Annotated in this window: 28 protein-coding genes and 4 pseudogenes; 11 read left to right on the top strand and 21 right to left on the bottom strand. The window is 69.3% G+C overall.

Going from position 1 to position 25,290, the window contains the following annotated elements; translation table 11 throughout:
- Nucleotides 1-230: 230 nt before the first annotated feature.
- From AB0K15_RS38960 to AB0K15_RS38940, 5 genes are read right to left on the bottom strand one after another with little or no spacing between them, the layout of a single operon-like run.
- Nucleotides 231-965, bottom strand: coding sequence for a universal stress protein (locus tag AB0K15_RS38960; RefSeq protein WP_364062695.1), 735 nt, complete (start codon nucleotides 963-965; stop codon nucleotides 231-233).
- Complete coding sequence (locus tag AB0K15_RS38955) at nucleotides 869-1,120, bottom strand: universal stress protein (protein WP_364062692.1); 252 nt, start codon at nucleotides 1,118-1,120, stop codon at nucleotides 869-871. The genes AB0K15_RS38960 and AB0K15_RS38955 overlap by 97 nt, the downstream gene beginning before the upstream one ends.
- Nucleotides 1,107-1,385: a DUF1918 domain-containing protein gene (locus AB0K15_RS38950; RefSeq protein WP_364062689.1), complete on the bottom strand. Its 279-nt coding sequence runs from the start codon at nucleotides 1,383-1,385 to the stop codon at nucleotides 1,107-1,109. The genes AB0K15_RS38955 and AB0K15_RS38950 overlap by 14 nt, the downstream gene beginning before the upstream one ends.
- A 3-nt stretch (nucleotides 1,386-1,388) precedes the next feature.
- Nucleotides 1,389-1,991, bottom strand: coding sequence for a CBS domain-containing protein (locus AB0K15_RS38945; protein WP_364062686.1), 603 nt, complete (start codon nucleotides 1,989-1,991; stop codon nucleotides 1,389-1,391).
- A gap of 17 nt (nucleotides 1,992-2,008) precedes the next feature.
- Nucleotides 2,009-2,848 (bottom strand): universal stress protein, encoded by an 840-nt coding sequence (locus tag AB0K15_RS38940; RefSeq protein WP_364062683.1) that lies wholly within the window; start codon nucleotides 2,846-2,848, stop codon nucleotides 2,009-2,011.
- 541 nt (nucleotides 2,849-3,389) lie between these two features.
- On the opposite strand from AB0K15_RS38940, the gene acsA reads away from it, so the two are divergent.
- The 6 genes from acsA to AB0K15_RS38910 all read left to right on the top strand — a co-directional run bounded on the left by acsA (nucleotide 3,390) and on the right by AB0K15_RS38910 (nucleotide 9,590).
- Nucleotides 3,390-5,156, top strand: a complete 1,767-nt coding sequence (gene acsA / locus AB0K15_RS38935) for an acetate--CoA ligase (protein ID WP_364062680.1) — start codon at nucleotides 3,390-3,392, stop codon at nucleotides 5,154-5,156.
- Nucleotides 5,153-6,142 (top strand): pyruvate dehydrogenase (acetyl-transferring) E1 component subunit alpha, encoded by a 990-nt coding sequence (gene pdhA / locus AB0K15_RS38930; protein WP_364062677.1) that lies wholly within the window; start codon nucleotides 5,153-5,155, stop codon nucleotides 6,140-6,142. Before acsA ends, pdhA begins: the two co-directional genes overlap by 4 nt.
- Nucleotides 6,139-7,107 (top strand): alpha-ketoacid dehydrogenase subunit beta, encoded by a 969-nt coding sequence (locus AB0K15_RS38925; protein WP_364062674.1) that lies wholly within the window; start codon nucleotides 6,139-6,141, stop codon nucleotides 7,105-7,107. The genes pdhA and AB0K15_RS38925 overlap by 4 nt, the downstream gene beginning before the upstream one ends.
- Nucleotide 7,108: 1 nt before the next feature.
- Nucleotides 7,109-8,404 (top strand): dihydrolipoamide acetyltransferase family protein, encoded by a 1,296-nt coding sequence (locus AB0K15_RS38920; protein ID WP_364062671.1) that lies wholly within the window; start codon nucleotides 7,109-7,111, stop codon nucleotides 8,402-8,404.
- Entirely contained in the window at nucleotides 8,401-8,658 is a 258-nt protein-coding gene (locus AB0K15_RS38915; protein ID WP_220241571.1) for an acyl carrier protein, read from the top strand. The genes AB0K15_RS38920 and AB0K15_RS38915 overlap by 4 nt, the downstream gene beginning before the upstream one ends.
- Nucleotides 8,659-9,014: 356 nt before the next feature.
- The gene (locus AB0K15_RS38910; protein WP_364062668.1) at nucleotides 9,015-9,590 is read left to right on the top strand and encodes a LiaF domain-containing protein; all 576 of its coding nucleotides are present in this window, start codon (nucleotides 9,015-9,017) and stop codon (nucleotides 9,588-9,590) included.
- An 11-nt stretch (nucleotides 9,591-9,601) separates the two neighbouring features.
- Here the strand turns inward: AB0K15_RS38910 and AB0K15_RS38905 are convergent, their stop codons facing one another.
- From AB0K15_RS38905 to AB0K15_RS38850, 12 genes and pseudogenes are all read right to left on the bottom strand, one after another.
- Nucleotides 9,602-10,597: a nitroreductase gene (locus tag AB0K15_RS38905; RefSeq protein ID WP_364062665.1), complete on the bottom strand. Its 996-nt coding sequence runs from the start codon at nucleotides 10,595-10,597 to the stop codon at nucleotides 9,602-9,604.
- Complete coding sequence (locus tag AB0K15_RS38900) at nucleotides 10,594-11,055, bottom strand: DUF6292 family protein (protein ID WP_364062662.1); 462 nt, start codon at nucleotides 11,053-11,055, stop codon at nucleotides 10,594-10,596. Before AB0K15_RS38900 ends, AB0K15_RS38905 begins: the two co-directional genes overlap by 4 nt.
- 453 nt (nucleotides 11,056-11,508) lie before the next feature.
- Nucleotides 11,509-11,940: a DUF2267 domain-containing protein gene (locus AB0K15_RS38895; protein ID WP_364062659.1), complete on the bottom strand. Its 432-nt coding sequence runs from the start codon at nucleotides 11,938-11,940 to the stop codon at nucleotides 11,509-11,511.
- Between the two features lie 114 nt (nucleotides 11,941-12,054).
- Nucleotides 12,055-12,192: a cation transporting ATPase C-terminal domain-containing protein gene (locus AB0K15_RS38890; protein ID WP_364062656.1), complete on the bottom strand. Its 138-nt coding sequence runs from the start codon at nucleotides 12,190-12,192 to the stop codon at nucleotides 12,055-12,057.
- The gene (locus AB0K15_RS38885) at nucleotides 12,171-13,127 is read right to left on the bottom strand and encodes an HAD-IC family P-type ATPase (RefSeq protein WP_364062653.1); all 957 of its coding nucleotides are present in this window, start codon (nucleotides 13,125-13,127) and stop codon (nucleotides 12,171-12,173) included. Before AB0K15_RS38885 ends, AB0K15_RS38890 begins: the two co-directional genes overlap by 22 nt.
- On the bottom strand, nucleotides 13,058-14,224 hold the full coding sequence (locus AB0K15_RS38880) for an HAD-IC family P-type ATPase (RefSeq protein WP_364062650.1): 1,167 nt from the start codon (nucleotides 14,222-14,224) through the stop codon (nucleotides 13,058-13,060). Before AB0K15_RS38880 ends, AB0K15_RS38885 begins: the two co-directional genes overlap by 70 nt.
- Nucleotides 14,225-14,302: 78 nt before the next feature.
- A pseudogene (locus AB0K15_RS38875) lies at nucleotides 14,303-15,083 on the bottom strand (transposase family protein).
- 46 nt (nucleotides 15,084-15,129) lie between these two features.
- Nucleotides 15,130-15,495 (bottom strand): cation-transporting P-type ATPase, encoded by a 366-nt coding sequence (locus AB0K15_RS38870; protein WP_364062647.1) that lies wholly within the window; start codon nucleotides 15,493-15,495, stop codon nucleotides 15,130-15,132.
- A 210-nt stretch (nucleotides 15,496-15,705) separates the two neighbouring features.
- Nucleotides 15,706-16,599, bottom strand: a complete 894-nt coding sequence (locus AB0K15_RS38865; RefSeq protein ID WP_364062644.1) for a fructose-bisphosphate aldolase — start codon at nucleotides 16,597-16,599, stop codon at nucleotides 15,706-15,708.
- A 28-nt stretch (nucleotides 16,600-16,627) separates the two neighbouring features.
- Entirely contained in the window at nucleotides 16,628-17,458 is an 831-nt protein-coding gene (locus AB0K15_RS38860) for a slipin family protein (RefSeq protein WP_364062642.1), read from the bottom strand.
- 48 nt (nucleotides 17,459-17,506) lie between these two features.
- A complete protein-coding gene (locus AB0K15_RS38855) occupies nucleotides 17,507-17,977 on the bottom strand; it encodes an ATP-binding cassette domain-containing protein (protein ID WP_364062639.1) in 471 nt (156 codons plus the stop codon).
- Nucleotides 17,974-18,477: a universal stress protein gene (locus AB0K15_RS38850; protein ID WP_364062636.1), complete on the bottom strand. Its 504-nt coding sequence runs from the start codon at nucleotides 18,475-18,477 to the stop codon at nucleotides 17,974-17,976. Before AB0K15_RS38850 ends, AB0K15_RS38855 begins: the two co-directional genes overlap by 4 nt.
- 359 nt (nucleotides 18,478-18,836) lie before the next feature.
- Between AB0K15_RS38850 and AB0K15_RS38845 the strand changes: the two genes are divergently transcribed.
- Together AB0K15_RS38845 and AB0K15_RS38840 are read left to right on the top strand one after the other, a co-directional pair.
- Nucleotides 18,837-19,427, top strand: a complete 591-nt coding sequence (locus AB0K15_RS38845) for a hypothetical protein (protein ID WP_364062633.1) — start codon at nucleotides 18,837-18,839, stop codon at nucleotides 19,425-19,427.
- Between the two features lie 70 nt (nucleotides 19,428-19,497).
- On the top strand, nucleotides 19,498-19,953 hold the full coding sequence (locus AB0K15_RS38840; RefSeq protein ID WP_364062630.1) for a DUF2267 domain-containing protein: 456 nt from the start codon (nucleotides 19,498-19,500) through the stop codon (nucleotides 19,951-19,953).
- 402 nt (nucleotides 19,954-20,355) lie between these two features.
- On the opposite strand, the gene AB0K15_RS38835 is transcribed toward AB0K15_RS38840, so the two are convergent.
- The 3 genes and pseudogenes from AB0K15_RS38835 to AB0K15_RS38825 form a co-directional block, all read right to left on the bottom strand.
- Entirely contained in the window at nucleotides 20,356-21,234 is an 879-nt protein-coding gene (locus AB0K15_RS38835; protein ID WP_364062627.1) for a universal stress protein, read from the bottom strand.
- A gap of 96 nt (nucleotides 21,235-21,330) precedes the next feature.
- Nucleotides 21,331-21,576, bottom strand: coding sequence for a hypothetical protein (locus AB0K15_RS38830; protein WP_364062880.1), 246 nt, complete (start codon nucleotides 21,574-21,576; stop codon nucleotides 21,331-21,333).
- A 341-nt stretch (nucleotides 21,577-21,917) separates the two neighbouring features.
- A pseudogene (locus tag AB0K15_RS38825) lies at nucleotides 21,918-22,031 on the bottom strand (universal stress protein); the annotation flags it as partial.
- Nucleotides 22,032-22,795: 764 nt separating this feature from the next.
- Here AB0K15_RS38825 and AB0K15_RS38820 point away from each other — a divergent pair.
- From AB0K15_RS38820 to AB0K15_RS38810, 3 genes and pseudogenes are all read left to right on the top strand, one after another.
- Nucleotides 22,796-23,095: a hypothetical protein gene (locus tag AB0K15_RS38820; protein ID WP_364062624.1), complete on the top strand. Its 300-nt coding sequence runs from the start codon at nucleotides 22,796-22,798 to the stop codon at nucleotides 23,093-23,095.
- A gap of 102 nt (nucleotides 23,096-23,197) precedes the next feature.
- Nucleotides 23,198-23,563 (top strand): annotated as a pseudogene (locus tag AB0K15_RS38815) (NAD(P)H nitroreductase); the annotation flags it as partial.
- Between the two features lie 34 nt (nucleotides 23,564-23,597).
- Complete coding sequence (locus tag AB0K15_RS38810; RefSeq protein ID WP_364062621.1) at nucleotides 23,598-25,040, top strand: wax ester/triacylglycerol synthase family O-acyltransferase; 1,443 nt, start codon at nucleotides 23,598-23,600, stop codon at nucleotides 25,038-25,040.
- Here AB0K15_RS38810 and AB0K15_RS38805 read toward each other — a convergent pair.
- Nucleotides 25,028-25,135, bottom strand: a pseudogene (locus AB0K15_RS38805) (WS/DGAT domain-containing protein); the annotation flags it as partial. The gene AB0K15_RS38810 and the pseudogene AB0K15_RS38805 overlap by 13 nt on opposite strands.
- Nucleotides 25,136-25,290 lie beyond the last annotated feature (155 nt).

The following is a 25,290-nucleotide window of genomic DNA, read 5'->3' as shown; positions in this document are numbered from 1 at the left end:
GCTGCTGCGCGGACAATCGACAATCCACCGCAGTTTCTCCGAGTTCTCGCCCGCCGGCAGCGCCTCGCCCCGGCGCCCGGTGCCGTCACCGCGGCCGAGCCGCCACCGCGTTCCGACCGGCCTCAGCACCAGGTCGTGCCGCCGCAACCGCAATGCGGGATATTGCAGTAGATGCCGTCGAAGGCTACGAGCGAGCGTGCCGCCACTCGCGACGGACGGAAGATTCGCGATCACGTCCTGCTTCCCGGTCGCACGACCGCGACCGGGCACACGGAGTGCACCAGCAATGCCTTACTCGCGGAGCCGAGCAGCATCCCGGTGAATCCGCCGAGACCGCGGCTTCCGACGACGATCAGCTGGGCCTCGGCGCCGCGTTCCAGCAGCGTCCGGACCGGCCGGCCACGCACGACCACCACGTCGACCGGCAGGTTAGGGAACTTCTCGCGCCAGGGAGCCAACTGCTCATCCACCAGCCGGCGCTCGGCGGCGGCAACGGCCTCCGGGTGGAAGTCCCGTTTCCGCAGCGACCCGTCCGAGGTGATCTCGCTCCAGGTGTGGATCGCCACGAGCGTGGTTCCCCGTGCGGCGGCTTCTTCGCAGGCATAGCCGAGCGCATCGGTGCTGTCGGGAGAGCCGTCGAGCCCCACCAGGACGGGACCGCCCGCCGGCGGCGCGTCGTCCGGCTTCCGGCCACGCACCACGACGACCGGGCAAGGCGCGTGGGCGGCGAGCGAGACCGCGGTGGAGCCGAGGAGCAGCCCGGTGAACCCGCCTAGGCCGCGGGAACCCAACGCCACCAGTTCGGCACTCGCGCACTCCCGCAGCAAGACGCCCACCGCGCTGCCCTCGACGGCGGCCTGCTGAATCTTCAGCGAAGGCCAGCGTGCAAGCGCGGCACCTTCGGCCTCTGCGAGCCAGGACTCGGCCTGGGCCCGGAACCCGGCCCGGACGGCGCGAACTGCCATCCCCGATACCCTGGTGGAGGAACGATGTAGGCCTGCACCAGGCGCAGCACGGCGCCCCGGCGCGCGGCCACCGCCGCGGCCCACTCTGCGGCGTGCAGCGCCGAATTGGAGCCATCGATCCCGGCCAGCACCACGCGTTCGTCACGCCCGGACATTGCGTGCACCTCCCGCCCGCCGCAGGGCGCGCAGGCGCTCGAACCGGAGCCGGTCCTGTTCGTCGCGCTCGGTGATCTCGGTTTCGGTCAGGACAATGCCGTCCGGTCCGGGGAATACCGTCGACACGTGGTCGTCGGCGAGCCAGCGGACGGTGAACGGCGGTGTCCCGTCCGGCCCGCCGACAGCGAGGATCCGGCCCCGCTGTTCGGGTAGGTCTACCCGAACCCCCTTCACGATGAGCCAGTCCCCCGGTTGTGCGTGCATCACTCACTCCTCCTCGAGATCTGCGCCGGCGACCGCCGCCGGTACAGACAGTTCCACCCCTGTCACTCCGTCGACTGTCTTCGCGAGCGCGGTGACGAGTCGCCGTTCGGCTTCGTCGGCGAAAGTCCCGGAGACGGTCACCAGCCCGCCCGTGACGGACACCGACCACAGGTCTCGGTGTCCGGTGTAGTCGCTGAACAGACTGCGTACCTGCGATGCGATGGCGTCGTCGTGGCGCACGAGCGGGCGGAGCAGGTCGCGCCGGCTCACAATGCCCGCGAGCCCCCCGTCGTCGACTACCGGGACGCTGCGGAGCCGGTCGACGAGCATCTCGACGGCGATGTCGCTGACCTCGGTGTCGAGGCCCACGACCTCGACCGGCTTGGTCATCACCGACTCCACGAGCAGACCCGGCCCGACCGGCTCGCCCGTCAACACCCCGCTCAGGGCGTCCGACTCGGTGAAAAGACCGAGGACGCGATTATTGTCATCGACCACGGGCAGCGCGGCGATGCCGTGCCGGGTCAGCAACGCGATCGCTTCCCGCACCGGAGTAGCGGGCCCGACCCGCACTACTGGGCGGCTCATGATGTCCCGTGCGCGCACGAGGTCCCTCCTTCGACTCAGTGGACGACCGCGACCGGACACGCCGCTTGCGCGAGCAGCCGGTTGCCGGTCGAGCCGAAGAGCCCGCCGGAAACGGGGCCCCGGCCACGGGTGCCGATGACGATCAGCTGTGCATCGTCGAACCCCATGAGTGCCCGCGCGGCGGAGCGGTCGCGGACCAGCCGGCTTCGGACCTGCACCTCGGGGTACTTTCTCGCCAAGGTGCCGACCAGCCGGCGAAGCTCCTCTTCTTCGCTCTGCGACTCCGCTTCGACGATCTCCTGTTCGTCCAGAAGTCCCTCGTGCCACGCGTGCGCGGCGATCACCGGCACGCACCGGCTCAGAGCGGTCTCGAAAGCGAACTGGAGCGCGTAGGCGTCCTCGTCGACGCCGGCGACCACCGGGCCGTCCGGATTCACCCGCCCGCGCACGACGACCACCGGGCAGTGAGCACCCGCGGCCACCCGGAGCGCGACCGAACCGATAGCGACACCGCGCAACCCGCCGATGCTGTGGGAGCCGACGACGACGAGCGAGGCTTCCGCCGAGTGCTCGATCAGCAAGTCGGCGGCGGGGCCGAGGCGCACCAAGTAGTCCGTCCTGACACCCGGCGCCGTCTCTTCCCCGACGTGCGCGGCCCGCTGCATCCAGCGGTGGGCCCGCTCGAGCAGCAGGGGAACTTCCGGCGACCGTTGCCGTGTGGTGAGGTCCACCGCCTCGAACAGCCCGGCGTGAAACAGTTGCAGCGCGCAACCGCGACGCGTCGCTTCCTCCGCCGCCCACCTGACGGCGGCCAGCGCCGCCTCCGATTCGTCGACTCCCGCCACCACAGGTGGGCGGGTTGCCCCTCCGAGCACGTCCTTGCCTCCGTTTCCCGCCTCTGGTTCCGGCGGTGATCCCACGGTCGCTCAGCGACGACCCGACCGGTCAGGGGCCGAAGTCCCTTCCCTGTGGGACGAAAGCGCGGGACTCCTCAGCGACCTTGCCCCGTAGTCGGGCACCGCACGCTGCAGGCGACGGTCAGCACGAGGTGTCCTGAGCGGCGGCGTCACGGCCTCCCTCGGGCCAGCGGGGTAGAGCACGCTCGCGAGCAGGTGCTGACCGCTGTCGACGACGTACCCACAGAGCCTCGATGACTCCGGTGTGCACGAGTGTGTCGTCCTTCGCCCGCGAGCAGTCGTCCCAATTAGGCACTGCTGAGGAGGGAAGTCCAGGGCGTCCCGGCACCTGCCACACGGCGTCCGAAAGTCCCCGGTGCGGGGACCAACGCCTCTCACGGCGACGGGACGAGCGGGGAGAACCTGACACCCGACACGAGGAGGCAACGATGGGCCGCTGCAGCACCGCGGAGTCCGCATGCACCGCCGGAACACTGCCGCGACGTGACCGAGGCCGGCTGTGACCTGGCCACGCATCGGTAAGCCCGAACAGGTCCGCGCTGCGGCCAACCTGCGCGACTACGCGCGGGCGTGCCGCGAGTTCAGCTGGGACGAAGCGCGTCGGGAGCTGTCCGGTCTCCCAAGCGGGAACAGCCTCAACATCGCCTGCGTGGCGGTCGACCGCCACGCGGCCGGGCCAAGATGCGGGCGGACGGCGATCCGCTGGATCGATCGCCATGACCGAGCGCACGACTTCAGCTACAGCGAGCTCCGCGAGTGGACCAACCGGTTCGCGAACTTGCTGCAAGAACTCGGGGTGCGCCGCGGCGACCGGGTGTTCACGCTTCTCGGTCGCGTACCCGATCTGTACGTAGCGGCCCTGGGGACGATGAAGGCTGGTTGCGTGGTGTCGCCGCTGTTCTCCGCGTTCGGTCCCGAACCGATCCGCGAGAGGCTGCGCCTCGGCGAAGGTTCCGTCCTGGTCACCACTCCCGCGCTCTACCGACGGAAGGTACGCGGAATCCGGGACTTCTTACCGTCGCTCAGCCATGTGCTCCTCGTAGGCGGGGACGCCGAACCACGGACGACCGCCCTCGGGCCTGCTCTGGCCGCTGCGGATCCCGAGTTCGACGCCGTGCCGACGAAACCGGAGGACGCCGCGCTGCTGCACTTCACGAGCGGGACGACCGGCACGCCGAAGGGCGCGCTCCACGTCCATCAAGCCGTGCTCGCACACCACGTCACTGCCCGCTACGCCCTTGACCTGCGGCCGGACGACATGTTCTGGTGCACAGCCGATCCTGGCTGGGTGACCGGGATGTCCTACGGTGTGATCGCTCCGCTGACGCACGGTGCCACGCTGATCAGCGACGAAGGCGAATTCGATGCCCTCCGCTGGTACCGGGTCCTGTCAGCACAGCACGTCACCGTTTGGTACACCGCTCCGACCGCACTGCGGATGCTGATGCGCGATGCGCGAAAACCCGGAGATTTCGATCTGGCTGCGCTACGGTTCGTCGCCAGTGTCGGGGAGCCCCTCAACCCGGAGGTCGTGGTGTGGGGCCAGGAGGCGCTGGGCCTGCCGGTACACGACAACTGGTGGCAGACCGAGACGGGCGCCATCATGATCGCGAACCTCGCCGCGGCGGAGATCCGGCCAGGCTCCATGGGGCGGCCCCTTCCCGGCGTCAAGGCCGGTCTGCTCGAACGAGGACCGGACGGACGCGCCCTCGTCACCGATGGCCGGGTTCGCGAGATCACCGCGCCAGGGGTGGAAGGCGAGCTCGCCCTGCGACCCGGCTGGCCGTCGATGTTCCGTGCCTACTGGCACGACTCCGAGCGCTACGCGCGCGCGTTCGCCGACGGCTGGTACCTCACCGGCGACGTCGCCCGACGGGACGAAGACGGCCACTTCTGGTTCGTCGGTCGCGCGGACGACGTGATCAAATCAGCAGGTCACCTCGTGGGCCCGTTCGAAGTCGAGAACGCGCTGCTGGCGCACCCCGCTGTCGCCGAGGCGGGGGTGATCGGCAAGCCCGACCCGGTCGCCGGCGAACTCGTCAAGGCGTTCGTGACTCTGCGCCCCGGCTACGAACCCACCGAAACCCTCCGATGGGAACTGCTGGCTTTCGGAAGGCACGCGCTCGGCGCGGTCGCACCCAAAGAGCTCGTGTTCGACCAGTGGCTACCGCACACCCGCAGCGGCAAAGTGATGCGTCGGTTGCTCAAAGCCAGAGAGCTGGGGCTCCCCGAGGGCGACGTGTCCACCTTGGAGGTCCCGGGATGAGCAGACGACAGGCCGCGCAGAACGCCCGCGCGAAGCACCGTACGGAACTGCTGCGCCAGATGATCCGGATCCGGCGGTTCGAAGAACGTTGCGTCGAGCTGTACAGCGCGGCGCGGATCCGCGGCTTCATGCACCTCTACATCGGCGAGGAAGCGGTGGCGGCCGGAATTCTGCAGGCCGTCGGTGCCGGCGACGCCGTGGTGTCCACCTACCGCGAACACGGGCACGCACTCGCACGTGGACTGCCCATGGACGCGGTGCTCGCCGAGATGTACGGGCGCACTACCGGGTGTAGCCGCGGCCGAGGCGGCTCGATGCACCTGTTCGACGCGTCCCGACGATTCTACGGCGGGAACGCGATCGTCGGCGGTGGATTGCCGGTCGCCGTGGGCCTGGCACTCGCCGATGCGATGCGCGGCCGGCCACAGGTCACGGTCTGCCTGTTCGGTGACGGCGCCGTCGCAGAAGGCGAGTTCCACGAATGCCTCAACCTCGCCGCGCTCTGGCGGTTACCAGTGCTGTTCTGCTGCGAGAACAACCTGTACGCGATGGGCACGCGGCTGGACCGGGCCCAGGCGGAGGTCGATCTCGCCGTCCGCGCCGCCTCCTATGGTATGCAGGCTCGCGCGGTTGACGGAATGGACGTGCTCGCCGTCGCCGAAGCCGCTGATCAGGCCGTCGAGAAGATCCGCACCGAGCCCCGCCCGCAATTCCTCGAGCTGCGCACCTACCGCTTCCGCGCGCACTCGATGTACGACCCGGACCGGTACCGCGACAAATCGGAAATCGAGCGCTGGAAGGAAGCCGACCCGATCCCCCGCCTCAAGCACCGGATGACCGAGGACGGGGAATTGACCGGGCGCCGGGCGGCGGCGATCGAGGCCGACGTGGACCGGGAGATCAACGCCGCGATCGAAGCGGCCGAGGCCGGCCCGCTCGAGCCGGTCGAAGACCTCACGCGGTTCGTCTACTCGGAGCGGCCATGACCACCTATCGCGAAGCGTTGCGGGCCGGCCTGCGCGACGCCCTCGAACACGACGAGCGCACGTTCCTCATGGGCGAGGACGTCGGCCGTTACGGCGGATGCTTCGCGGTCAGCCTCGGCCTGCTGGAAGAGTTCGGGCCCGATCGCGTCCGCGACACCCCGCTGTCGGAGTCCGCGTTCGTCGGCGCCGGGATCGGCGCCGCACTCGGCGGGATGCGGCCGATCGTCGAGATCATGACGGTCAACTTCAGCCTGCTGGCGCTGGACCAGATTCTCAACAACGCCGCGACGCTGCTGCACATGTCCGGCGGTCAGCTCAACGTGCCGCTGGTGATCCGGATGACAACCGGTGCCGGGCGGCAACTCGCCGCGCAGCATTCCCACAGCCTCGAAGGCTGGTACGCCCACATCCCAGGCCTGCGGATCGTCGCCCCCGCGACGATGGAGGACGCCCGCGGAATGCTGTGGACCGCGGTGCAGGATCCGGACCCGGTCCTGCTGTTCGAACACGGCACGCTGTACAACGTGTCCGGTGAGCTGGCGCCGGACGCAGGCGCGGTGGACATCGACCACGCGGTGATCCGACGACCCGGCACCGACGTCACCTTGATCGCCTACGGCGGCACACTGCGCACCGCACTCGACGCCGCCGGTGAACTCGCCGATTCGGGCGTCGACGCCGAAGTCCTCGACCTGCGTACGCTGCGGCCTCTCGACGAGCCCGCGATCCTCGACTCGATCGCCCGCACGCACCGGCTGGTCGTCGTCGACGAAGGCTGGCGCAGCGGCAGCCTGTCCGCCGAGATCGCGGCGCGGGTCGCGGAAAAGGCGCTGTACGAGCTCGACGCCCCGATCGAACGCGTGTGCACCGCCGAGGTGCCGATCCCCTATGCGCAGCAACTCGAGCACGCCGCCCTGCCGCAGCAGGCGGACGTCGTGGCAGCAGCTCGGCGGGCGGTGGGCTGAGATGGCGGAGTTCCTGATGCCCGCGCTCGGCGCGGACATGACCGAGGGCACGGTCCTCGAATGGCTGGTGAAAGCCGGGGACACCGTGCGCAAGGGTGACATCGTTGCTGTAGTGGACACCGACAAAGCCGCGATCGAGGTCGAGTGCTTCACCAGCGGCACCGTGAGCGCGGTTCTCGTGCCGGTGGGCTCGCGTGTTCCGGTGGGGACACCGCTGGCTGTCCTCGCCGCGGGTCCCGGCATGACTGAAGTCGGACCGACGCAAGACGAGCGTGGACCTGCACCTGAGACCGTTCCACATGTAGAGCCAGGTCCTCCAGCCGAAGTGAGGCTCGCGACACCGCCGACCCGCAAGTTCGCCGCGGAGTCCGGAGTCGACCTCACGACCGTGCACGGCTCGGGCCGCGACGGACGGGTGACTCACGCCGACGTCGCACGGGCCATCGCCGCACGGACCTCGCTGCCGGCAGGCCGCGTCCGCATTTCGCCCTACGCCCGGAAGCTGGCGACCGAACTGGGGGTGGCCGTGTCCTCCCTCTCCCCGACGCAGGCGCGCCGGGCGATCCACGCTCGCGATGTACGAGCAGCGGCCCAGCGCCGGGCGGAACGAGCGCCGGTGCGCCACAGCCAGGACGCGGAAGCCATGCGCCGGGCGATCGGCGCCCTGATGGCGCGGGCCAAGCGCGAGATCCCGCATTACTACCTGTCCACCACGATCGACCTGCACACCGCGGTGGAGTGGCTGCGCGAGCACAACTTGCACGTTCCGATACCCGAGCGGCTCCTGCCCGCGGCGCTCCTGCTCAAGGCGACCGCGCTGGCCGCCCGGCGTGCACCTCAGCTCAATGGACACTGGGTCGACGACAGCTTCCGCCCGGCGGACTCCGTCCACCTCGGGACGGCAGTCGCCCTGCGCGGAGGTGGACTCCTCACGCCCGTGATTCTCGACGCGGCGGACCGCTCCGCATCGGAGCTGATGGCCGAACTGCGTGCCGCTGTGACCCGGGCGAGGACGGGGGCCTTGCGCTCCACGGACCTCACGGCAGGCACCATCACCGTGACCAATCTCGGCGACAACGGCGTCGAGTCGGTTCACGGCGTCATCTACCCGCCGCAGGTCGCCCTCGTGGGGTTCGGCGCGATCACCTCGCGCCCATGGGCAGTCGACGGCCTGCTCGGCGTCCGCCCTCTTGTCACCGCGACGCTGTCGGCCGACCACCGCGCCAGCGACGGCGCGACCGGTGCGCGTTTCTTGAGTCGCATTGCCGCCCTGCTGCAGCAACCGGAGGAACTATGACCCCGCCGCTCACCCGTGCCGAAGCGAAAAGCGCGCTCCACGCCGCGCTGGCCGGCTTCGCCAGCGAAGCCGAACTCGAGCAACTGTCGCCGTCGGAAAACCTCCGCGAAGCCCTCGAACTCGATTCGATGGACTTCCTGACCTTCGTGGAACGGCTGTCGGAACAGCTCGGACGTCGCATCGAGGAGGACGACTACGACCACCTGGCCACCCTGGACTCAGCCGCGGACTTCCTCGGCGAAGCACATCGCTGACGGCGATCAAGCCCCTGGGACAGCCGTGCTCACTCGTCGTCGGCGCGAGCTGCCCGCGGTGGTGTGCGTGGTCGACGACTTGGCCACACAGTTGCCGCCTTCGTCGGCCGGGGACTTCGGTGCTTCGAGTCTCGGTCGTGACGCCACCGCGGTGCGGTGCGCGTCGAGAAGATCACGCGCGGCGATTCGCCCCGCCGACGGAGGCGGCCCACCCCTCGCCGCGCCCCTGCATCCGGCGAAAACCGGTAACCCCACCTGCACAAGGAGGTCGTGATGAAACTGGTCCGCATCTGGTTCGGGCTCGTCTTGGTGGCCCTTGGCGTGCTGGGAATCCTGGACACCGCCGGCGTCGTGGAATGGAACGTCACCGCCGGGCGGTGGTGGCCCTGGCGATCATCGGATTGGGTCTCACGGCGATGTGGTCGCAGCGACGGGTCTCGTTCGGTCCGGGCCTGCTGACCGTCGTCGGGCTGGTGCTGCTCGCGGGGCAGCTGCAGTGGACACAAAAGACGTTGTTCTGGCCGGCGCTGCTGCTCCTCGCGGGAGTCGTGGTCCTCGCCGGGCTGCGGCCAAGCCGGTCCCGCTCCCAGCCGCGCACCGAATCGCTGGCCCTGCTGGGCGGGGCGAAGACCGTCGACCGGTCCGAGCACTTCACCCATGCCGACGTCGCGGCGGTCCTGGGCGGGTCCACCCTCGACCTGCGTCACGCCCACATCGACAACCAGGCGACGGTCGACGCGTTCGCGCTCTTCGGCGGCGTCGACGTGCTTGTGCCCGAAGACTGGCGCGTCCAGGTCGGCGGGCTGCCGATCCTCGGCGGCTACGAGGACAAAACTTCCGACGACGGTGCTCTGCCGGACAACGCACCCGTCCTGAAGGTCAACGCCACAGCTGTGCTCGGCGGGGTCAAGGTCGCGCACGAACCGAGCTGACAGCCAGGCCGTCAGTCCTCGCCGTGCTGCACGAGCTCTTCGGTCGACCGCCGCACCCGCGGCGGTTCCGGTTCCGAGCTGTGTCCGATCCGCATGAGCACGTGCGGTACCCCTGTCAACGAGAGCTCTTCACCGAGTTTCGCGCGCACCGTTTCGACGTGCAGGGGCTGAGTCAGCACGGCGCCCACCAGGCCGAGGTCGACTGCCGTGAGCCACGCGAGTTCCAAGGCGTATCCGGCCCGCAAGTGATCCAGGCGGGTATCGCCGGGCGTCACGAGAACGACCAGGACGCCGGCCGCCAGCCGCTCTTCGATCTCGGTCCAGTGCGGGACCTCGGTCGCCCGGCGGACCAGTCCCGCCCAAGGCACTGCACCGGCCGGGATGCGACCCGCGGGAATGCCGACGCCGTGACGGTGCGTCGCCTCGTCCCGGATCGTCCACAACGACAGCTCACGCTGGTACCCGCTGTCGGACTGGAACTTCCCCGCCGCGACGTGCAGCAACTTCGCGACGGCCGCGATGTCGGGCTTACGGGTGACGAGCCGGGCATCGACACCCGACGTCCTGGCTGCCGAGACAACCCTCCGTGCGGCGCTGTCACGCACCGGTTGCAGGCCGAATGGCCTCCGATGGCTCGCTCGGTGGGCGATCGCGCGGTGCAGCCGGACCTCTTCGTGCGTGGGCGCCGACGACCGGTGGGCATCCACCCGCGCCACCACCTCGGGCCGGTGCTCGTTCGGCAGCAGAACGACCTCAGCTACCCGCCCCAGCGTTCGGACTGCCAGCTCGAGGTTCACGACCGCCGCCCCGCACGACGCGGCGCGATCCCGACCGTCCGGGTCGTGGTGCGGTAGAACGAGGTCGCCCCGTTCACGCAGCCACGCCCGTCCCGGTGCGAGGTCCAGCAGCCACGGCTGGAGGTTGTGCACGGACGGTGCGCCGAGCACGGCCCGAGCGAGGTGCTCGGTCTCGGCGCTCGTCCAGACATTAGTCTCCATTGCCCTCACCCCCTCCGGTCGAGCCGACCCGCACCCGCGGTCCACAGGTCGCGGCGATAACGCTGCAGGCTGGTGAGCAAGCGTTCCTCCGGACCTCCCAGTTCGGGTGCCGCGGTGAGGGCCCGCGCATCGCCGCGAATGAGCTCCGCGAGGAACCGCGACAGGCGCGCCGGCTCCGGTACGAGCTCCGCGCCGGCATAGGCGACGACGAGGAGATCCTCACCCGAGTTTGTCTCGATCGCCACCGACCAGCCGTGCCGCTCGTCCCACAACAGCGCGACGTCCCGATCGGAGTGTTGGGGCAGGCGCATCTCCAGCGCGATGTACGCCGAGAGGGGCGGGTCCACATCGGTGGTACACGACTCCTCGCCCACGCCCATCGCGGCACTCACGGCGGCGACGTAGCCGGACAGACCGCACAGGAACGCGTATTCCCGATCCGAATCATCTCCGAGCGGGTGGGTCACGGTGCCCCTCCACCTTCCGTCCCCACTTCACTCCGATGCACTCGGCCAAGTGCAGCCATTCGTTTCTCCTTCGCCTGCCCGTCTCGTCTCCAGCACACCTCGGCCGACCGGTGCGCCGATGTGGCCGTACGGCCCGTGTCCGGGTGACGAACGGCCTCAGCGCGTCCTGCGGCGCAGCGTTGCGGCGGCCAGCATCGGCGCGAGCACCGCCGTCCGGGCGGCACGAGAGACGCGACAGGCACCAGCCCACCTTGACCCGTGCATTCTCACGGTCCGCGCCGCGGCAGCGCGGACCGTGAGAATGTCGAGCTTGTTCCGCGGCGCAGCGCTGAGCTGCCCGCGGATGCGCCGAACACGGTGACCGTGCCCGCGACGCCCTGCACACCGAGGACGCGGTGCACCGGCTGGCCGGCCCGGACAACGTGCAGCGCGCACCGCCACCGCAGGCGTCGGTCATCTCGCGAGGGGCCTTCTTGCCCCGGGCCCACCGCCGAGCAGCTCGACCACCGACACGGGCAGCAGTTCCAGAACGTCGTCGAGGCGGCACAGGCTCTCGACCGCCGCCGTCACCGCCGCGGCCGCCGCCGGCACTTCGGCGCGCGTGGAGTCGGCGGACCCAGCAAACCGGGCCACGAAACCGGGGACGGCGTACCGGGTCGGTACGAAGGCCGGATGCCAGCCCTCGTAGAACAAGCCGCGCAGCAGATCTGGCAGCTGGGCCGCGAACTGCGCGGCGCCCTCGACGGTCAGCCGATCGCGCACCGTGTGCAGCCAGGCACGGAGCATCCGATACGCGTCCCGGTCGTCTTTCGCGCCGAGGTGGTCGCGGACCACGGCCAGCCAGTCGTGCGCGGTGCTTTCCGCGTGTGCAAAGGGATCGGACATCGTGGTCTCCTGCGGACGAGGACCTCAAGGTTCGCATCGGCCCCTTGGCCCGGCAACGGGCCCGAAGGACCGCTCCCGCTCAACCGTCGCATTGGCTGCGGAGGGTGGATTCGCTCAACCGCGCCAGACGACCTTGTCGGCCTCGACCACGACGAAGGTGACCGCCACAGCGACCAGGACCCGAAACCACGTCCCAGCTCCGACCGGCGCGGTGTGGAACAGCGTATTCGTCACCGGCACGTAGGTGAGCACCAGCTGGAGCACCGCCGTGGCTCCGATGCCGAGGGCCGGTATTCCGCTTGTCGGGGCCACGCGAGCACGACGAGCCGGTTCAGCGAACGGCAGCTGATCAGGTAGGCGATCTGCACCCCGACGAACACGTTCATCGCGCTGGTACGCGCCTCCGCGATCGCCGCGCCCGCAGCGAGTTCACCGCGGTAGGCCCAGAACGCGGCTGCCACCAACGGGATCGAGAGCAGGACGACCCACCGCAGCAGGGCAGCAGTGAACAACGGTTGCCGCGGCGGGAGCGGCGGGCGGCGCATCAAGTTCGGCTCTTGCGGTTCGAACGCCAAGGTGAGCCCGAGGAACACCGCCGTGGTCATGTTGATCCACAGGATCTGCACCGGCACGATCGGCAGGGCCACACCCAGCAGGACCGCGGTGAGGACGTCCACACCCTCGCCCATGTTCGCGGGCAACGTCCACGCGATGAACTTGCGCAGGTTGTCGAAGACGCCCCGTCCTTCCCGCACAGCGGCGGCGATCGAGGCGAAGTCGTCATCGGTCAGCACCATGTCGGCAGTCTGGCGAGCCGCGTCCGTGCCGGTCCGGCCCATCGCGACGCCGATGTCCGCGCGGCGCAGCGCGGGTGCGTCATTCACGCCGTCGCCGGTCATGGCCACGATCTCGCCTCGACGCTGCAACGCCTGCCCCAGGCGCAACGTCTGACCCGGTGACACCCGGGCGAACACCTGCGTGCGCGCCACCTCGGAGTCGAAGCGGTCCCCGGCGAGCCGATCCAGCTCGGCGCCGGTCATCACCGCCGGCTCCGCACCCAGCCCGACGGAGGATGCGATCGCAAGTGCCGTTCCGGGGTGGTCGCCGGTGATCATCTTTACATCGATTCCCGCCTCGTGACACGCCGCCACGGCCTCCGCCGCCTCCGGGCGCGGGGGATCCTGCATCGCCTGCAGACCGAGAAAAGCCGGTCGTGGGTCGCCGCCGGGCTGAACCGAGCGAACGCCAGCACTCGCAGCCCACGCGCGGCCAACTCGTGGTGTGTGCGCACGACCCGGTCGGCTCCGTCAGTACCCAGTCCTTCGCGGCACAGTTCGAGCACCTCCTCCACCGCACCCTTCACGTACCCCCGATCGCCGTGCACTGTGGTCATCAGCCGCCGCTCCGGCTCGAACGGCACCACATCGGTCCGCGGTGCGGTCGCGCGCAGCGTCGACACGTCCAAACCCGCGGCGGCCGCAGCGGCGAGCAACGCACGTTCAGTCGGGTCACCCTCCTCGGGTTCGGCGTCATTGCACAGCACGCCCGCGATCAGGCACTCCCGCAGTGCGGGATCCGGACCGGCATCCTGCGGCGGAGCTACCCGTCCGCCCGCTGCGATCTCGACGACGGTCATGCGGTTGCGCGTCAGAGTTCCGGTCTTGTCGGTGCAGATCACTGTGGTCAACCCGAGGGTTTCCACCGCGGGGAGATGGCGCACGATCGCACCGCGCCGTGACATCCGCATGACGCCGATGGCCAGCACGATGGTCACCGCCGCAGGCAGCCCCTCCGGGATCGCGCCCACGGCAAGTGCGACGGCGGCGGTGAAAATCTCGGCCACCGACATCCCCCGCACCAGGCCGACCGTGAACGCGGCCACAGCCACGGCCACAATCCCGATGGTCAGTTGCCGGGAGAACCCGGTGAGCTTGCGGGTCAGCGGGGTGGCGACCGTGCCGGAACCGCTCACCATCCGCTGGATGCCGCCGAGCTGCGTCGCCGCGCCGCTGGCCACGACCAAGGCGCGCGCCGAGCCATGTGTGACGACCGTCCCGGAGTACGCGGTATTCGTCCGGTCGGCGATGGTGTCATCGGGCAGTACCGCCGCGGTCTTCGCCACCGGTACCGACTCGCCCGTCAGTGCCGACTCGTCGACTTCCAGCGCGTGCAGTTCGGCGAGCCGGACATCGGCCGGGGTCCGGTCACCACCGGCGAGCTCCACAAGGTCACCGGGCACGAGTTCCTCGGCCGGAACCCGCTGCCCGCGACCGCCGCGAACCACCGTCGCTACCACCGGCACCAACCGGCCTAAGGGATGTCTCGTAACTGGTGTTGTGGTTGGTGGGGTTGGTGTTGTGGATTAGTCGGTGAGGATGATGTTGTGCAGGTGGGCGATTCCGGACACGGTGTCGTTGAGCGTGTTGTCGGCGCGGCGGTAGTCGCGCAGGATTTTCCAGCACTTCATCCGGGCCAGCGCGTGTTCGACGCGGGCGCGGATTTTGCGGTGGCCGGCGTTGAGGTTTTCTTGCCAGTCGGGCAGATCATGGCCATCGCGGGGTTTGCGGTAGGGCATGATCACGGCCGGGTTGCCTTGGTAGCCGCCGTCGGCCATCACCGGGCGCCCCGCCAACTCCTACTCGATGCCGGAGTCGCGGTAGACGGTGCAGTCATTGCGGTTACCCGGATGCGCGTCCCCGGTGGCGATCACCAACCGGGTGTCCGCGTCGATCGCGACCTGCACGAACGCCCGAGTACCGGTAGTTCTTCGACGGCGCCGCCAGCCGGTGATCCCGCGTGGGCACCAGGGTGCCGTCCACGATCGCGACCGAGTCGATCCGCCGCCTGCGGACCGGGGCCAGCGCCAGCAACGGTCCGATGGTGTCGACCACCCGGTGGGCTGCGGAATGCGACACCCCGAACAGCGGTCCGATCTGGCGCATCGTCAGGTTCGTCCGCCAGTACGTCGCGACCAGCAGCACCCGGTCTGCCAGCGGCAACGCCCACTGCCGACCAGGGCGGCCGTCCGCGATCTCGTCTCCGCCGCGCTTCGCGACCAGCCGCACCAGTTTGCGGAACTGACCCGGCTCCAACCCGGTGAACGGGGCGATCCACTCCGGCCGCGACGCTGTGATCACCTGCACCACAACAAACATGATCAACTATCGGACCACCCAGCCCGACACCGGGTTACGAGACATCCCTTAGCGCGTCGAGCGCGTGCACAGCGCCAGACTCCTGCACATACCCGATCAATGCGTTGAGCAAGAACATCCCATCGATGACGGCGGCGTCGACGTAGCCGCCGAACGCCAGTGTGACGAGGCCAGCGGCCATCAGCACGTAGATCAGCGGGTCACGAAGCTGAGCCAGCACCCGCCTCAGGAGTCCCGGTCCCTGGGCCGTCTCGAGCTGGTTCGGCCCGTGACTGACCAGCCGGGCGGCAGCCTCACCAGCGTCCAGCCCGGCTGCCAGGTCGGTCCGAAGCTTCTCGACCAGCACCTCCAACGGGATCGCGTGCGGTGCGTCGAGCGCCCCGGTGCTCGGCGCGGCCATCAGGCGTCGCCGCGGTGGATTGCCGTCGCACCGACGAGCTGGTTCCGTTCACGCAAGACCCTGGTCCGCATCACGCCTCCTCGGCTTTCGAGTCGCCGTCTCCCGGCGAGCCGGTTGCGGCCGAGCGGCCCGCACGGGTCCGGGCGTGCCGTCCTCGCCGATGAAGATGCCCACCAGCAATGCTTCTCCCGCCCAACCGCCTGCTTCGGATCAGACGCTGGGGTACTTGGCGAGGATTTCGCGCAGCGCGGAGACAAACCGCAGCGATTCGTCGTGTTCGCGCTGCCAGACGTTGCGACCGAAGATCAGGCCGGTCGCCCCGGCTTCCATGGCCTGGCCCGCTTTCTCGAGCATCGCGTCGTCGCCCGCTCTGGACCCGCCGGAGACAAGCAGCAGTGTCCGGCCGGCCGAGCGCACGACGGCGTCAATGGCCTGCTGGCTCGTGAACTCCGCGTCGTAGGCCCGTGGCACGTGCGAATTCTTGTCCGGGTGCGGGAAGTTCACCTTCACGACGTCGGCACCGAGCTCGGCGGCCGTCCGCGCGGCGTAGTCCACGGCGTAGAAGGAATCCCGCCCGCCTTTGGCCTCGATCGCCGCGCCGCGCGGGTAGGCCCACACGATCAACGGCATGCCGAGCCGGTGGGCGTCCGCGCGGACCTGGCATAGCTGCGCGAAATCGTGCTCCTGTGCGGGCGTGCCGACGTAGAGGGTGTAGCCGACGGCGTCAGCGCCGAGCCGCACGGCTTCCTCGACGCTGCCGTGCAGCGGCGACAGCGCCTCGGCATCCGATGGGATCTCGGTCTTCCCGTTGAGCTTCAGCACCAGCGGGAGCTCGCCCGCGTAGTCCCAATAGAACTTCTCGGCGAGCCCGATCTGGATGGCGATCCCGTTGAAGCCGCCCTCGACGGCCAGCTTCAGGATGTACTTCGGGTCACCCGCCCGGGGATTGGCGAAGAAGTCCCGCGGCCCGTGCTCGAGGCCCTGGTCGTAGGGCAGGAAGAAGGCGGTCCCGTTGCGCAGGCCGTGTTCGTGCAGGATCCGGTGCAGCCGAGTTTTCTTGCCTGTGTTCAGCCCCAGCTCGGCCAGCGGTGGACGAGGTGTCATGACGGATGTCCTTTCCGGACTGGTGGGTTCACGGACCCACGGAGACGGTGGGCTTTCCATTCGGTTCGGCAGCCTGCGGCATGGGCGGCTTGGCCGCGGCCGCCTCGTGCGCGAGGAACGACCCGAGCTCGCCGATGGTGCTCATCAACGGCGCCGGGAACACGACAGTGCTGTTGTGATCGACCGCGATCTCGACCAAACTCTGCAAGTTGCGCAGCTGCAGCGAAAGCGGGTGCGCCATCATCGTGTCCGACGCCTCGCCGAGCTTCGTCGCCGCCAGCGCCTCACCCTCGGCGTTGATGATCTTCCCGCGCTTCTCCCGTTCGGCTTCGGCCTCCTTGGCCATCGCGCGCTTCATCGCTTCCGGCAGCTGGATGTCCCTCAGCTCCACCAGCGTCACGTCGACACCCCACTCCGTGGTGGTGTCGTCGAGGATCCGCCGGATGTCGGAGTTGATCGCGTCCGTTTCCGACAGGGTTTCGTCGAGCGTGTGCTGCCCGATCACCTTCCGCAGGGTCGTCTGCGCGATCTGATTGATCGCCGCGTGCACGTTCTCGATCGCCACGACCGACTTCACCGCGTCGACCACGCGGAAGTATGCGACCGCCGACACGTCCACGCTCACGTTGTCCCGAGTGATGATGCCCTGCGACTGAATCGGCATGGTGACGATCCGCAGTGACACCCGGCGCAGCACGTCGACCGCGGGGATGATGAGCCGCAGTCCTGGCTCCCGTACACCGATCACCCGCCCGAGCCGGAACTGCACTCCCTTCTCGTACTGCTTGACGATCCTGATCGACAGGACCAGCAGAAGCAGGACCGCCACGGCGATCGCAATGATGATCCAAAGGTTCATGGCATTACTCCGTTCGTCGTGGCCCGATCCGGGAGGACCGGCCTGTGATCATGAGCTCGATGTGTGTTGCCTTGTCGACGTCGCCGGCCGGGTGCGCCGGGCCGCCGCGGGCTCGTCCATGAATCGACTACCTGGCGCTGCCCGCCGGACAGCAGTCCGACGGGCTGGCGCACCGAAGGCACCGTCGACACGCCGAGCTCGGCAAGCGTCTTGCGCGCCGAAAGCTCCATCGTGTCTTCGGCCAACACGCCGTGGCGTTCGAGTTCGCGGCCGACGCACCGGTCGTCCCTGCCAGCGGAACTCGCCACTGTCCAGCGAGTGGATCCCCGCGATCAATTTGATCAGCACGGACTTCCCCGCCCCGTTGTCCCCGACGAGCCCGGTGACTTGCCCGGCTGGAACCTCGAGATCGACGCCCGCCGGTGCCTGGCCGGCGCCGGCCCGCTTGCTGATGCCCCGCAGGCGCAGCAACGGCTCTCCTCGTCGGGTGACCAGGAGGCGCTCGGCAGTGGCGCTCATCGTCCGTCCTCAGAGGCCTGGTGAGCGGTTCCGGCCAGCGGCCGCCCCACCGCGCTGCCCGGCAACCACGCCAGCGGAGGGATCACCACCACCGGACAGTGCGCGTGCCGTAGACAGGAACCGCTCACGGAGCCGGCCAGCAGGCCGCGCCATTTTCCCCAGCCGTGGCTGGCGACCACCAGCATCAGCGCGTCACGCGAGCACTCCACGAGCACATCAGCGGGATCGCCCTCGGCAGCCACGCACCGCACCTCCACGCCTGGCCGGCCCGCGCAAGCCGAGGCCACGTAGTCCTCGAGTTGCCGCAGGTGTTCTTCCCCCGCCTCAGCCGCGTTCCGGTTCACCGACTCGTCGTCGAGCATCGGGTCGTACACCCACGCCGTCACGGCTTGAACGTCGGCGCCGGTGCGATCGGCGAACTCAAGGCACCACGCCAGAGCGGCGTCGGCGGCATCCGATCCGTCGAGACCCACCACCAGCCGATCCCTGGCTTCTGCCATTACCGTGACCCTCCGTCGAGACGCAGCTGCCGACTCCAGGACAGCGGTTCCCTCCGATCGGGGAAACGGCCGGTGGACACCGGTGCCGAGGACCAAGGACCCGGCGCGGTGCACGCTCGCGACACTGACGTAAGGCCCGGGCCAAAAGACATAGGACCCTATCCGCGGATTCCCCGGCCACCTCAAGCTGGGCGTGAACATGCGGAATACCAGCGAGGAGACGCACGGTTCGCGTACGCCCAGGACTGCGCGCGCGGAACCGGCTTCACCTTCCCGATCCCAGGAGAACCAACAGACTTCCGAGGTGTGCCGTGTTGGCTTGCGTCGCGTGGCGGTCGACGATCTGCTTCACGAGTCTGGTGTGCGCGCTCGGTGTTGTGGTGGTGCCGGCCGCGGCGGTCATCGCCGTAGCCTCGATGGCACTGGCACTGGCCTCGCTCGTCTGGCTGTGCGCGGACGAGGTGCGGTGGGTGGAACGTGCGTTCGGCCCCCACCACGCGTCCCGGCGAGCAGCGATGGCGTTGGCGCTGGGCCTGATGGTCGTGGGTGTCTTCGCCGCCACGATCGCAGTGATCGCCGGTCCGGGACCGGCTTTCACGATGACCGCTGTTCTGCTGTTCGCGGGAGCCTGGTCCGGATGGCGAACTGTCTCCGGAGCGCCGCAGCGAGGCAGCCGGAGCCGACAGACGACATCAGCGTCGCAAACAGGTGCGCCCCGCCCGATGCCGGTCAGCGCCCTCTCGCTCGACGAGCTCTGCCTGGCGTGGCGACGGAGCTTCGTGCAGCTGCAACACGCAGGTGACGAGCGCGGACGGCACATCGTCATCTCCTCCCGGCAGGCCTACCTGGACGAACTGGAGCGGCGCGACCCGCCAGGGTTCGCGAAATGGCTGGACAGTGGAGCGCGGGCCGCCGGTGACCCGAGCCGGTTCGTGCGCCCCGGCGAATGACCCGCGGGCGCTTCTTGCACCCGCCGCCCAGTGACGAATGCGCAGAACTCCCGACTCGAAAGGAAAACCGATGACGACGCACTCCGATCCGCTCGCACCCGCCTATCAAACAGCCCGCCGCTGGCTGACTGCCATCGCCGAGCAGCTGGGTACCGAAGACCACGACTACGTCTACCGGGTGCTGCGAACGTGGTTGCACCTGGTCCGCGACCGGCTCACCGTCCAGAGCGCCGCGCATTTCGCGGCCCAACTGCCCGAGCTGCTGCGCGGCGTCTTCTTCGACGGCTGGAAACCAAGCAGAGTCCCCGTGCGCTACGACGCCGCCACGTTCACTGTCTTGTTCGCCGAAGGAGCGACTATCAGTCCGAACGACGTCCCGGCGGCCGCAAGCGCGGTTTCGGCGGCGCTGGACTCACTCTGCTCCCCAGGCCAGCTCGAGCACGTGTTCACGCTTCTGCCGGCGGCCCTCCGCGGCGAGCTCGAGTTCGGGACCCCGGCCCGGCCGACGTCTGTTCGCCGCCGCTGAACGCGCGCTTCCGAGACTCGCCGGCCGAAATGCCGCCCCGGCTGCGAACGTCGCTGTCAGCGGACAGGCGTTCCACGCGCGACGACGACCGGGCAGAGCGCGTAGGAGATCAGGCCCTGGCTCGTCGAGCCGAGTGCCGAACCCGCTGCCCTGCCCCAGCCCCGGCCCCGGCCGCCTCCGACCACCAGCTGGCTCCGCTGGCTTCACATCGCCGTCTCGTCGGACACCTGGCTCTGGTGGCCACCCTGCCCTGAAACTTGATCGTCGGCGAGCTCGCCGTATTCGCGCTGGGTATCCGGTCGCCTCGTCATCCTGGCTTGGCGCTGGCGTTTCGATGCAGGCAGTGGGGAAACGTCGTTACGGCAGCGCCCGCACCGGCCCGCTCTGGGGTGCCTCCACATCTCAGCCCTTTTCCGAGCGCACCACCATGACCGGGCAGTCGGCGTGGTGCAGCAAGGCCTGGCTCGTCGACCCGAGCACCAGCCCGGCGAAGCCGCCGCGGCCACGGCTGCCGACGACGAGCAGCTGGGCGTTGTGGCTCAACGCGAGCAACCGGTGGCGGGGCTTGTCGTGGTCAACTTGGCGTTCGACGTAGACGTCGGGGTACTTCTCCTGCCAGCCGGCGAGGCGTTGGGCAAGCAGGCGGTGGCCGGTCTCCTCGAGCCTCTCGCGCTGCAACATGCCGCTGCCGAAGCCGGTGTGGGAAAGGTCGCCGTCGTGCCAGGTGTGGAGGGCGATGAGATCAGTTTTGCGCAACGAGGCCTCCTCGAAGGCCCAGCCGATCGCCGCTTCGCTGAGCGGGCTGCCGTCGACGCCGACAACGACCTGGCCGTAAACAGTTTCCTGGCCGCGGACAGCGACCACCGGGCAGTGAGCCTTTGCGGCCAGATCGACACCCGGCGAGCCGCTGAACAGGCCGAGCAGCGGCCCGATCGGTTCGCCGACCACAAGGATCCTCGCGCGTTCCGACGCGATGAGGAGGGCGGGCACACGGCCTCGGTCTGTCGCTTCGGTCGAGACGTCGAGCCCGGGCACGAAGGCTTCGACCGTCTCGCGCGTCCGGCGCAGCAATGCTTCTGCCTCCGCGCGCTTGACGGCTATCCAATCCGATGGCATGTCTGCTGTGCTGCCGAACCAGGTGTCGTCGAACCCGTAAGCGGTGAGCACGACCAGCGGAGCGTGCCGCCGCGCCGCTTCCCCGACTGCCCACACCGCCGCCGCGGTCGCGGCCTCCGAGTCGTCCACGGCCACGACGACGGGTGACTTTCCGGGTGCGGTCATGATGTGTCCTCCCGTTCCACGACGACGAAGCACGAACGTAGGCCCGCTCGGACCTGCTCTGCTGCAGCCGTTTGTCCTGGCAGCCGGGGACCAACGTCAGCTCCGCGCGGCGACCCAGTCCCGGTCACCGCTCACGGCCGTCGGCAACGTCGGGAAAATTCGCTTCTCCCCCACCTTCCCGACCAGGCCCGCGGCTTCGAGGTCGTCGCGCAGGTCCTGCTTGACGTGCGCGAGCTCGGACACGCCGCAGCGGGTGAGTTCCTCACGCAGCTGGTCGAGGGCATCGGCCGCAGTGAGGTCGAGCTCGACGTTGGGCTCGGTGTTGAGCACAAACCACCGCACCGGCCCGGACACCTCGTCCGACGCCGCGACGAGGGCACGCCGGCGGAAGTCCTCATCGTCGACGCCGATACACCGCCGCTGTCCCGTCGATCGCTTTCATGCAGCAGCGCGGTGAAGGTCTGCTCGCAGGCCTGCCGCACCGCGTACCTCGAATCCGCAAGGGCGAACCAGTGACCGCGAAACCCTGGCACGGAAGTGAACTCCGCCGGAACGCCGAGACGCACGGGTGGTCGGATCCTGGCACCCACCGGGCGGCCTGGCCGCAGGTGCCGACCCGCACCGGGTGTCCCGTCTGCCCACCGCCGCGATCCCGGGCAGCTGTAAAAGGGGCTCAGGAATGCGTCTTCTTCGACGACGGTGAGTGCGTGGATTTCCGCGTGGCGCAGGCGGGCTTGTTCGGCTGCCCACGCCCGCGCTGTCGCCGAGTGTGGTGAGCCGTCGTATCCGGCGATCATGCGGTCCATCGGAGCCTCCTCTGCGCCGTTGCTATCGCGCAGTGTTTCGGCGCTCTCGACGGTGAGCCGGTCGCGTACCAGAAGGAATCGGTTCCGGGAGAATACGACCCTTTGGCAGTGCTTCGCTGCGGTGGCAGCGAGGATTCCGGCACGGTCTTGGACGACGAGAGCGATGACGACGGCCCTGACCTCACTACAGCTGATCAGCCGTAGTGACCCGACGTCGATCGTCACTGGCGGGCCGTTGGGCTCGACTTGTGGTGTCGCCGTTGACTGGTAGCCGTCGATGGCATGAGTGCGCAGGTTGAAACGTTTGCTCCGGAATTTCCCGATGCAGCGGATCGGCCACCCCGAACACATCGGTCGAACGGCCCGCTTTCTTGTTCTTGAGCTGGTCTTCTGCCTGATTGCCACATCGTCGATGACAGCGGCGTCTTGCTCGCTTGAGTCCTCTCGATGCGCGACGAGTGAACCCCAGGTCGATCGCGCGATGGATGGATCGTGCGCCGACGGCGATTCGGCTTGTTTTCGTTTGCGATGCGGGTGGTTGACCGAGGTCGCCGCGGAGGGCTGTGTACGAAATTGCAGGCAGTTGGCCTGACTCGCCCAGCTGAATCCGTCCCTCCAGTGGCGCCCCGGCGGCCACCGCGAGTGCCTTTGGTCCTCGTGGCCAGGGCCGAGCGGCCGTTCCCTGGTGCCAGGCAGAACCGGTCTGCTGGACGGGCGAACCGCGCTTCCAAGGAAGGAATCGACAATAATCCCGGGTGATCGTCGGTATCGCTGGTGTAGTTCTGTTCCTGCTGGGTATGTCGATCAGGACCGTCAAGCAGTTCGAGAAAGGTGTTCAGTTCCGCATGATGGCGCACCCGCTTCCCCCCAGCTGCGGAACCTCCAGAACCTTGGTCGAGATCGCCGTCGACCACAACAGCACCGTCGCGTTCCCGGCGCCGCTGCACCATCGGCGAGCTCGGTTCGTTCCCGACCCGCGAGGCGGCTGCCTCGACTCCGCCGGCCCCGCAGGGGCGGAGCCGAACGGCAAGGCCGCCGTCTCGGTGGTTGCCTGAACGCTGCGCGAGATCCTCGCCAAGTATCCGAGCACCTGATCCGGAAGGAGGCCTGTGATGTACGAGAAGCACTGGCGCGTGGACATCTTCATCGACGAGGAGGACAGCACGCCGGGGACGCTCCCGGCTCGGTCCTTCGCCGAACCCGAACTGGCCGAACCGCCCGGCGCCGCCAGCGAGGACGATGAGACCGTGCTCCTCGTGCTGAGTACCGCGTCCGACGACCGGATGTCCCGCCTGCGCGCAGGGCAAGCGACCAGCGCGGCCCCGCTCACTGCGACCCGCTTCGGGCTCGCCGCGTGCCCGCTGGCCGAACCGCTCGAGCTGCCTAACGTCCGGGACACCGTCAAGGCGAGAGTCTCGTCCGACACCTTCCCGCAGATGGTCCTGCGCCTCGGCTGGGCACCCGCCAACGCAGACTCGCTGCCTGCCACTCCGCGCCGTGACCTGGAAGACGTCCTGACGCCCCCCGACACGGCCGAAGATCACCGAGGAGGTCGCCATGGAGCGGCTCAGTCCCCTCGACGCGGCGTTCCTGGAGATCGAGGACGAGGACCCGCACGCGACTCTCGCGATCGCGTCGCTGGCGATCCTGGCCGGCCCCGCCCCGGCGCGGGACGAGTTCGCCGCGGCGATCATCTCCCGGCTGCCCGGCGTCCCGCGGTGCCACCAGAAGATCCGTCGGGTGCCGTTCGACCTCGGGCCTCCGGTGTGGGTCGACGACGAAGCCTTCCGCCCCGAGGACCACATCGGCCGGTTGTCCGTGCCGGCACCCCATGACGAGGCCGCCCTGGGCGAGCTCGTTGCGCTGCTCATGGACGAACGGTTCGACCGCGACGGTCCGCTGTGGCGGTTCTGGGTGATCGAAGGGCTCACCGGTGGCCGGTGGGCCGTGCTGTCCAAGGTCCACCACAGCCTCGCCGACGGTGTCGCCGCCGTCGGCTTGCAGCGGGTGCTATTCGGCTCGGCGCCCCCATCGGCCGAGGACGCCGAACCCGCGCCGGACCCCGGTTCGCTGCGGCTGCTCGCGTCCGCGCTCGGCGACCTTGTGACCAGCCCGTTCAGCGGACTGGGCCATCTGGCCCGCAGCGCGCTGCACCCACGCGCGCTCGCCCGCCGCGCTACCGACGTCGCTCGGGGGTTCGCCGCGCTCAGCACGGCACTGATGCCCGTCGCCCCCACTTCGCTGAGCGGGCCGCTCGGCCGGCGGCGCGGTTACGCGTTCACACGCGCCGCGCTGGACGACGTGGTCACCACCGCGAAGGCGTTCGAGGTCACCGTCAACGACGTCCTGCTCGCCGCGGTCAGCGGCGCCTTGCGGGAGCTGCTCGTCCGCAGCGGTGAGGAACCCGCCGCCGACAGCGTCCGCAGCCTCGTGCCCGTCGCGGTACGAGCCGGGCACGAGTCCGAGGTGGACAACCGGGTGTCGCTGCTGCTGCCGCTGCTGCCCGTCGACCTGCCCGATCCCGTCCAGCGGCTGATCCGGGTGCACCGCAGGGTCGCCGCGCTGAAGGACAGCCGCGAGGCCACCGCGGGCGAGTTCGTGACCACATCGGCGGCGCTGGGCCCGTTCGCCGCATCGGCGTGGGCGATTCGCGGCGCCGCCCGGCTTCCCCAGCACAACATCGTCACGGTGACCACGAACGTGCCCGCTCCGCCCGGTGAACTCACCGTCACCAGCCGCGAAGTGCTCGAGCTCTACCCGTACGTGCCGATCGCCCTGCGCCTGCGCACCGGGGTCGCGATGCTGACCTACCGGGGCTGCGTCTTCTTCGGCGTCACGGTCGACCGCGCGACCGTGCCGGATCCGCGGTTCCTCGCCGACGCGGTCGTGGCAGAGCTGGATGCGCTCAAGACCGCCGCGGTCTCGGCACCGAGGGCCGCCACGAGATCCCGCGGATCCGGCAGCACGCGCCGGTCCATGCCGAAGCCGAAGCGGACCTGACCGGCGTAGGTGAACTCGCACACCGTGATCGCGTGGCGGTCGCCGCCCGGCGCCCAGCTCACGATCCCCTCGACCGGTACCCCTGCCAGCGCCATCGCCCCGCGGGGCCGGGCACGTTGGCGAGCACGCCCACCGCCTTGGCGGACAGGAACGCGCTTAGAGATCAGTTCGGAATGAGTTTGCGTAGGCAGATGACTGAGCAGGCCAGACTCATGATGGCTTGGTGGACATCGGCTCGGCGTTCGGTGCG

This window comes from Amycolatopsis sp. NPDC049253 (genome assembly GCF_040678995.1).
GTDB lineage: Bacteria > Actinomycetota > Actinomycetes > Mycobacteriales > Pseudonocardiaceae > Amycolatopsis.
This window is presented reverse-complemented; position numbering and strand designations above follow the sequence as displayed.

Coding starts and splice junctions, on each gene's coding strand:
- AB0K15_RS38850 (WP_364062636.1), bottom strand. CDS start 18,477: ATGGCAGAAGCCAGGGATCGGCTGGTGGTGGGTCTCGACGGATCGGAT.
- AB0K15_RS38865 (WP_364062644.1), bottom strand. CDS start 16,599: ATGACACCTCGTCCACCGCTGGCCGAGCTGGGGCTGAACACAGGCAAG.
- AB0K15_RS38960 (WP_364062695.1), bottom strand. CDS start 965: ATGGCAGTTCGCGCCGTCCGGGCCGGGTTCCGGGCCCAGGCCGAGTCC.
- AB0K15_RS38915 (WP_220241571.1), top strand. CDS start 8,401: ATGACCCCGCCGCTCACCCGTGCCGAAGCGAAAAGCGCGCTCCACGCC.
- AB0K15_RS38885 (WP_364062653.1), bottom strand. CDS start 13,127: ATGCAGGATCCCCCGCGCCCGGAGGCGGCGGAGGCCGTGGCGGCGTGT.
- AB0K15_RS38895 (WP_364062659.1), bottom strand. CDS start 11,940: ATGTCCGATCCCTTTGCACACGCGGAAAGCACCGCGCACGACTGGCTG.
- AB0K15_RS38860 (WP_364062642.1), bottom strand. CDS start 17,458: ATGAACCTTTGGATCATCATTGCGATCGCCGTGGCGGTCCTGCTTCTG.
- AB0K15_RS38950 (WP_364062689.1), bottom strand. CDS start 1,385: ATGCACGCACAACCGGGGGACTGGCTCATCGTGAAGGGGGTTCGGGTA.
- AB0K15_RS38810 (WP_364062621.1), top strand. CDS start 23,598: ATGGAGCGGCTCAGTCCCCTCGACGCGGCGTTCCTGGAGATCGAGGAC.
- AB0K15_RS38910 (WP_364062668.1), top strand. CDS start 9,015: ATGGAACGTCACCGCCGGGCGGTGGTGGCCCTGGCGATCATCGGATTG.
- AB0K15_RS38920 (WP_364062671.1), top strand. CDS start 7,109: ATGGCGGAGTTCCTGATGCCCGCGCTCGGCGCGGACATGACCGAGGGC.
- pdhA (WP_364062677.1), top strand. CDS start 5,153: ATGAGCAGACGACAGGCCGCGCAGAACGCCCGCGCGAAGCACCGTACG.
- AB0K15_RS38955 (WP_364062692.1), bottom strand. CDS start 1,120: ATGTCCGGGCGTGACGAACGCGTGGTGCTGGCCGGGATCGATGGCTCC.
- AB0K15_RS38855 (WP_364062639.1), bottom strand. CDS start 17,977: ATGAGCGCCACTGCCGAGCGCCTCCTGGTCACCCGACGAGGAGAGCCG.
- AB0K15_RS38925 (WP_364062674.1), top strand. CDS start 6,139: ATGACCACCTATCGCGAAGCGTTGCGGGCCGGCCTGCGCGACGCCCTC.
- AB0K15_RS38840 (WP_364062630.1), top strand. CDS start 19,498: ATGACGACGCACTCCGATCCGCTCGCACCCGCCTATCAAACAGCCCGC.
- AB0K15_RS38835 (WP_364062627.1), bottom strand. CDS start 21,234: ATGACCGCACCCGGAAAGTCACCCGTCGTCGTGGCCGTGGACGACTCG.
- AB0K15_RS38870 (WP_364062647.1), bottom strand. CDS start 15,495: ATGGCCGCGCCGAGCACCGGGGCGCTCGACGCACCGCACGCGATCCCG.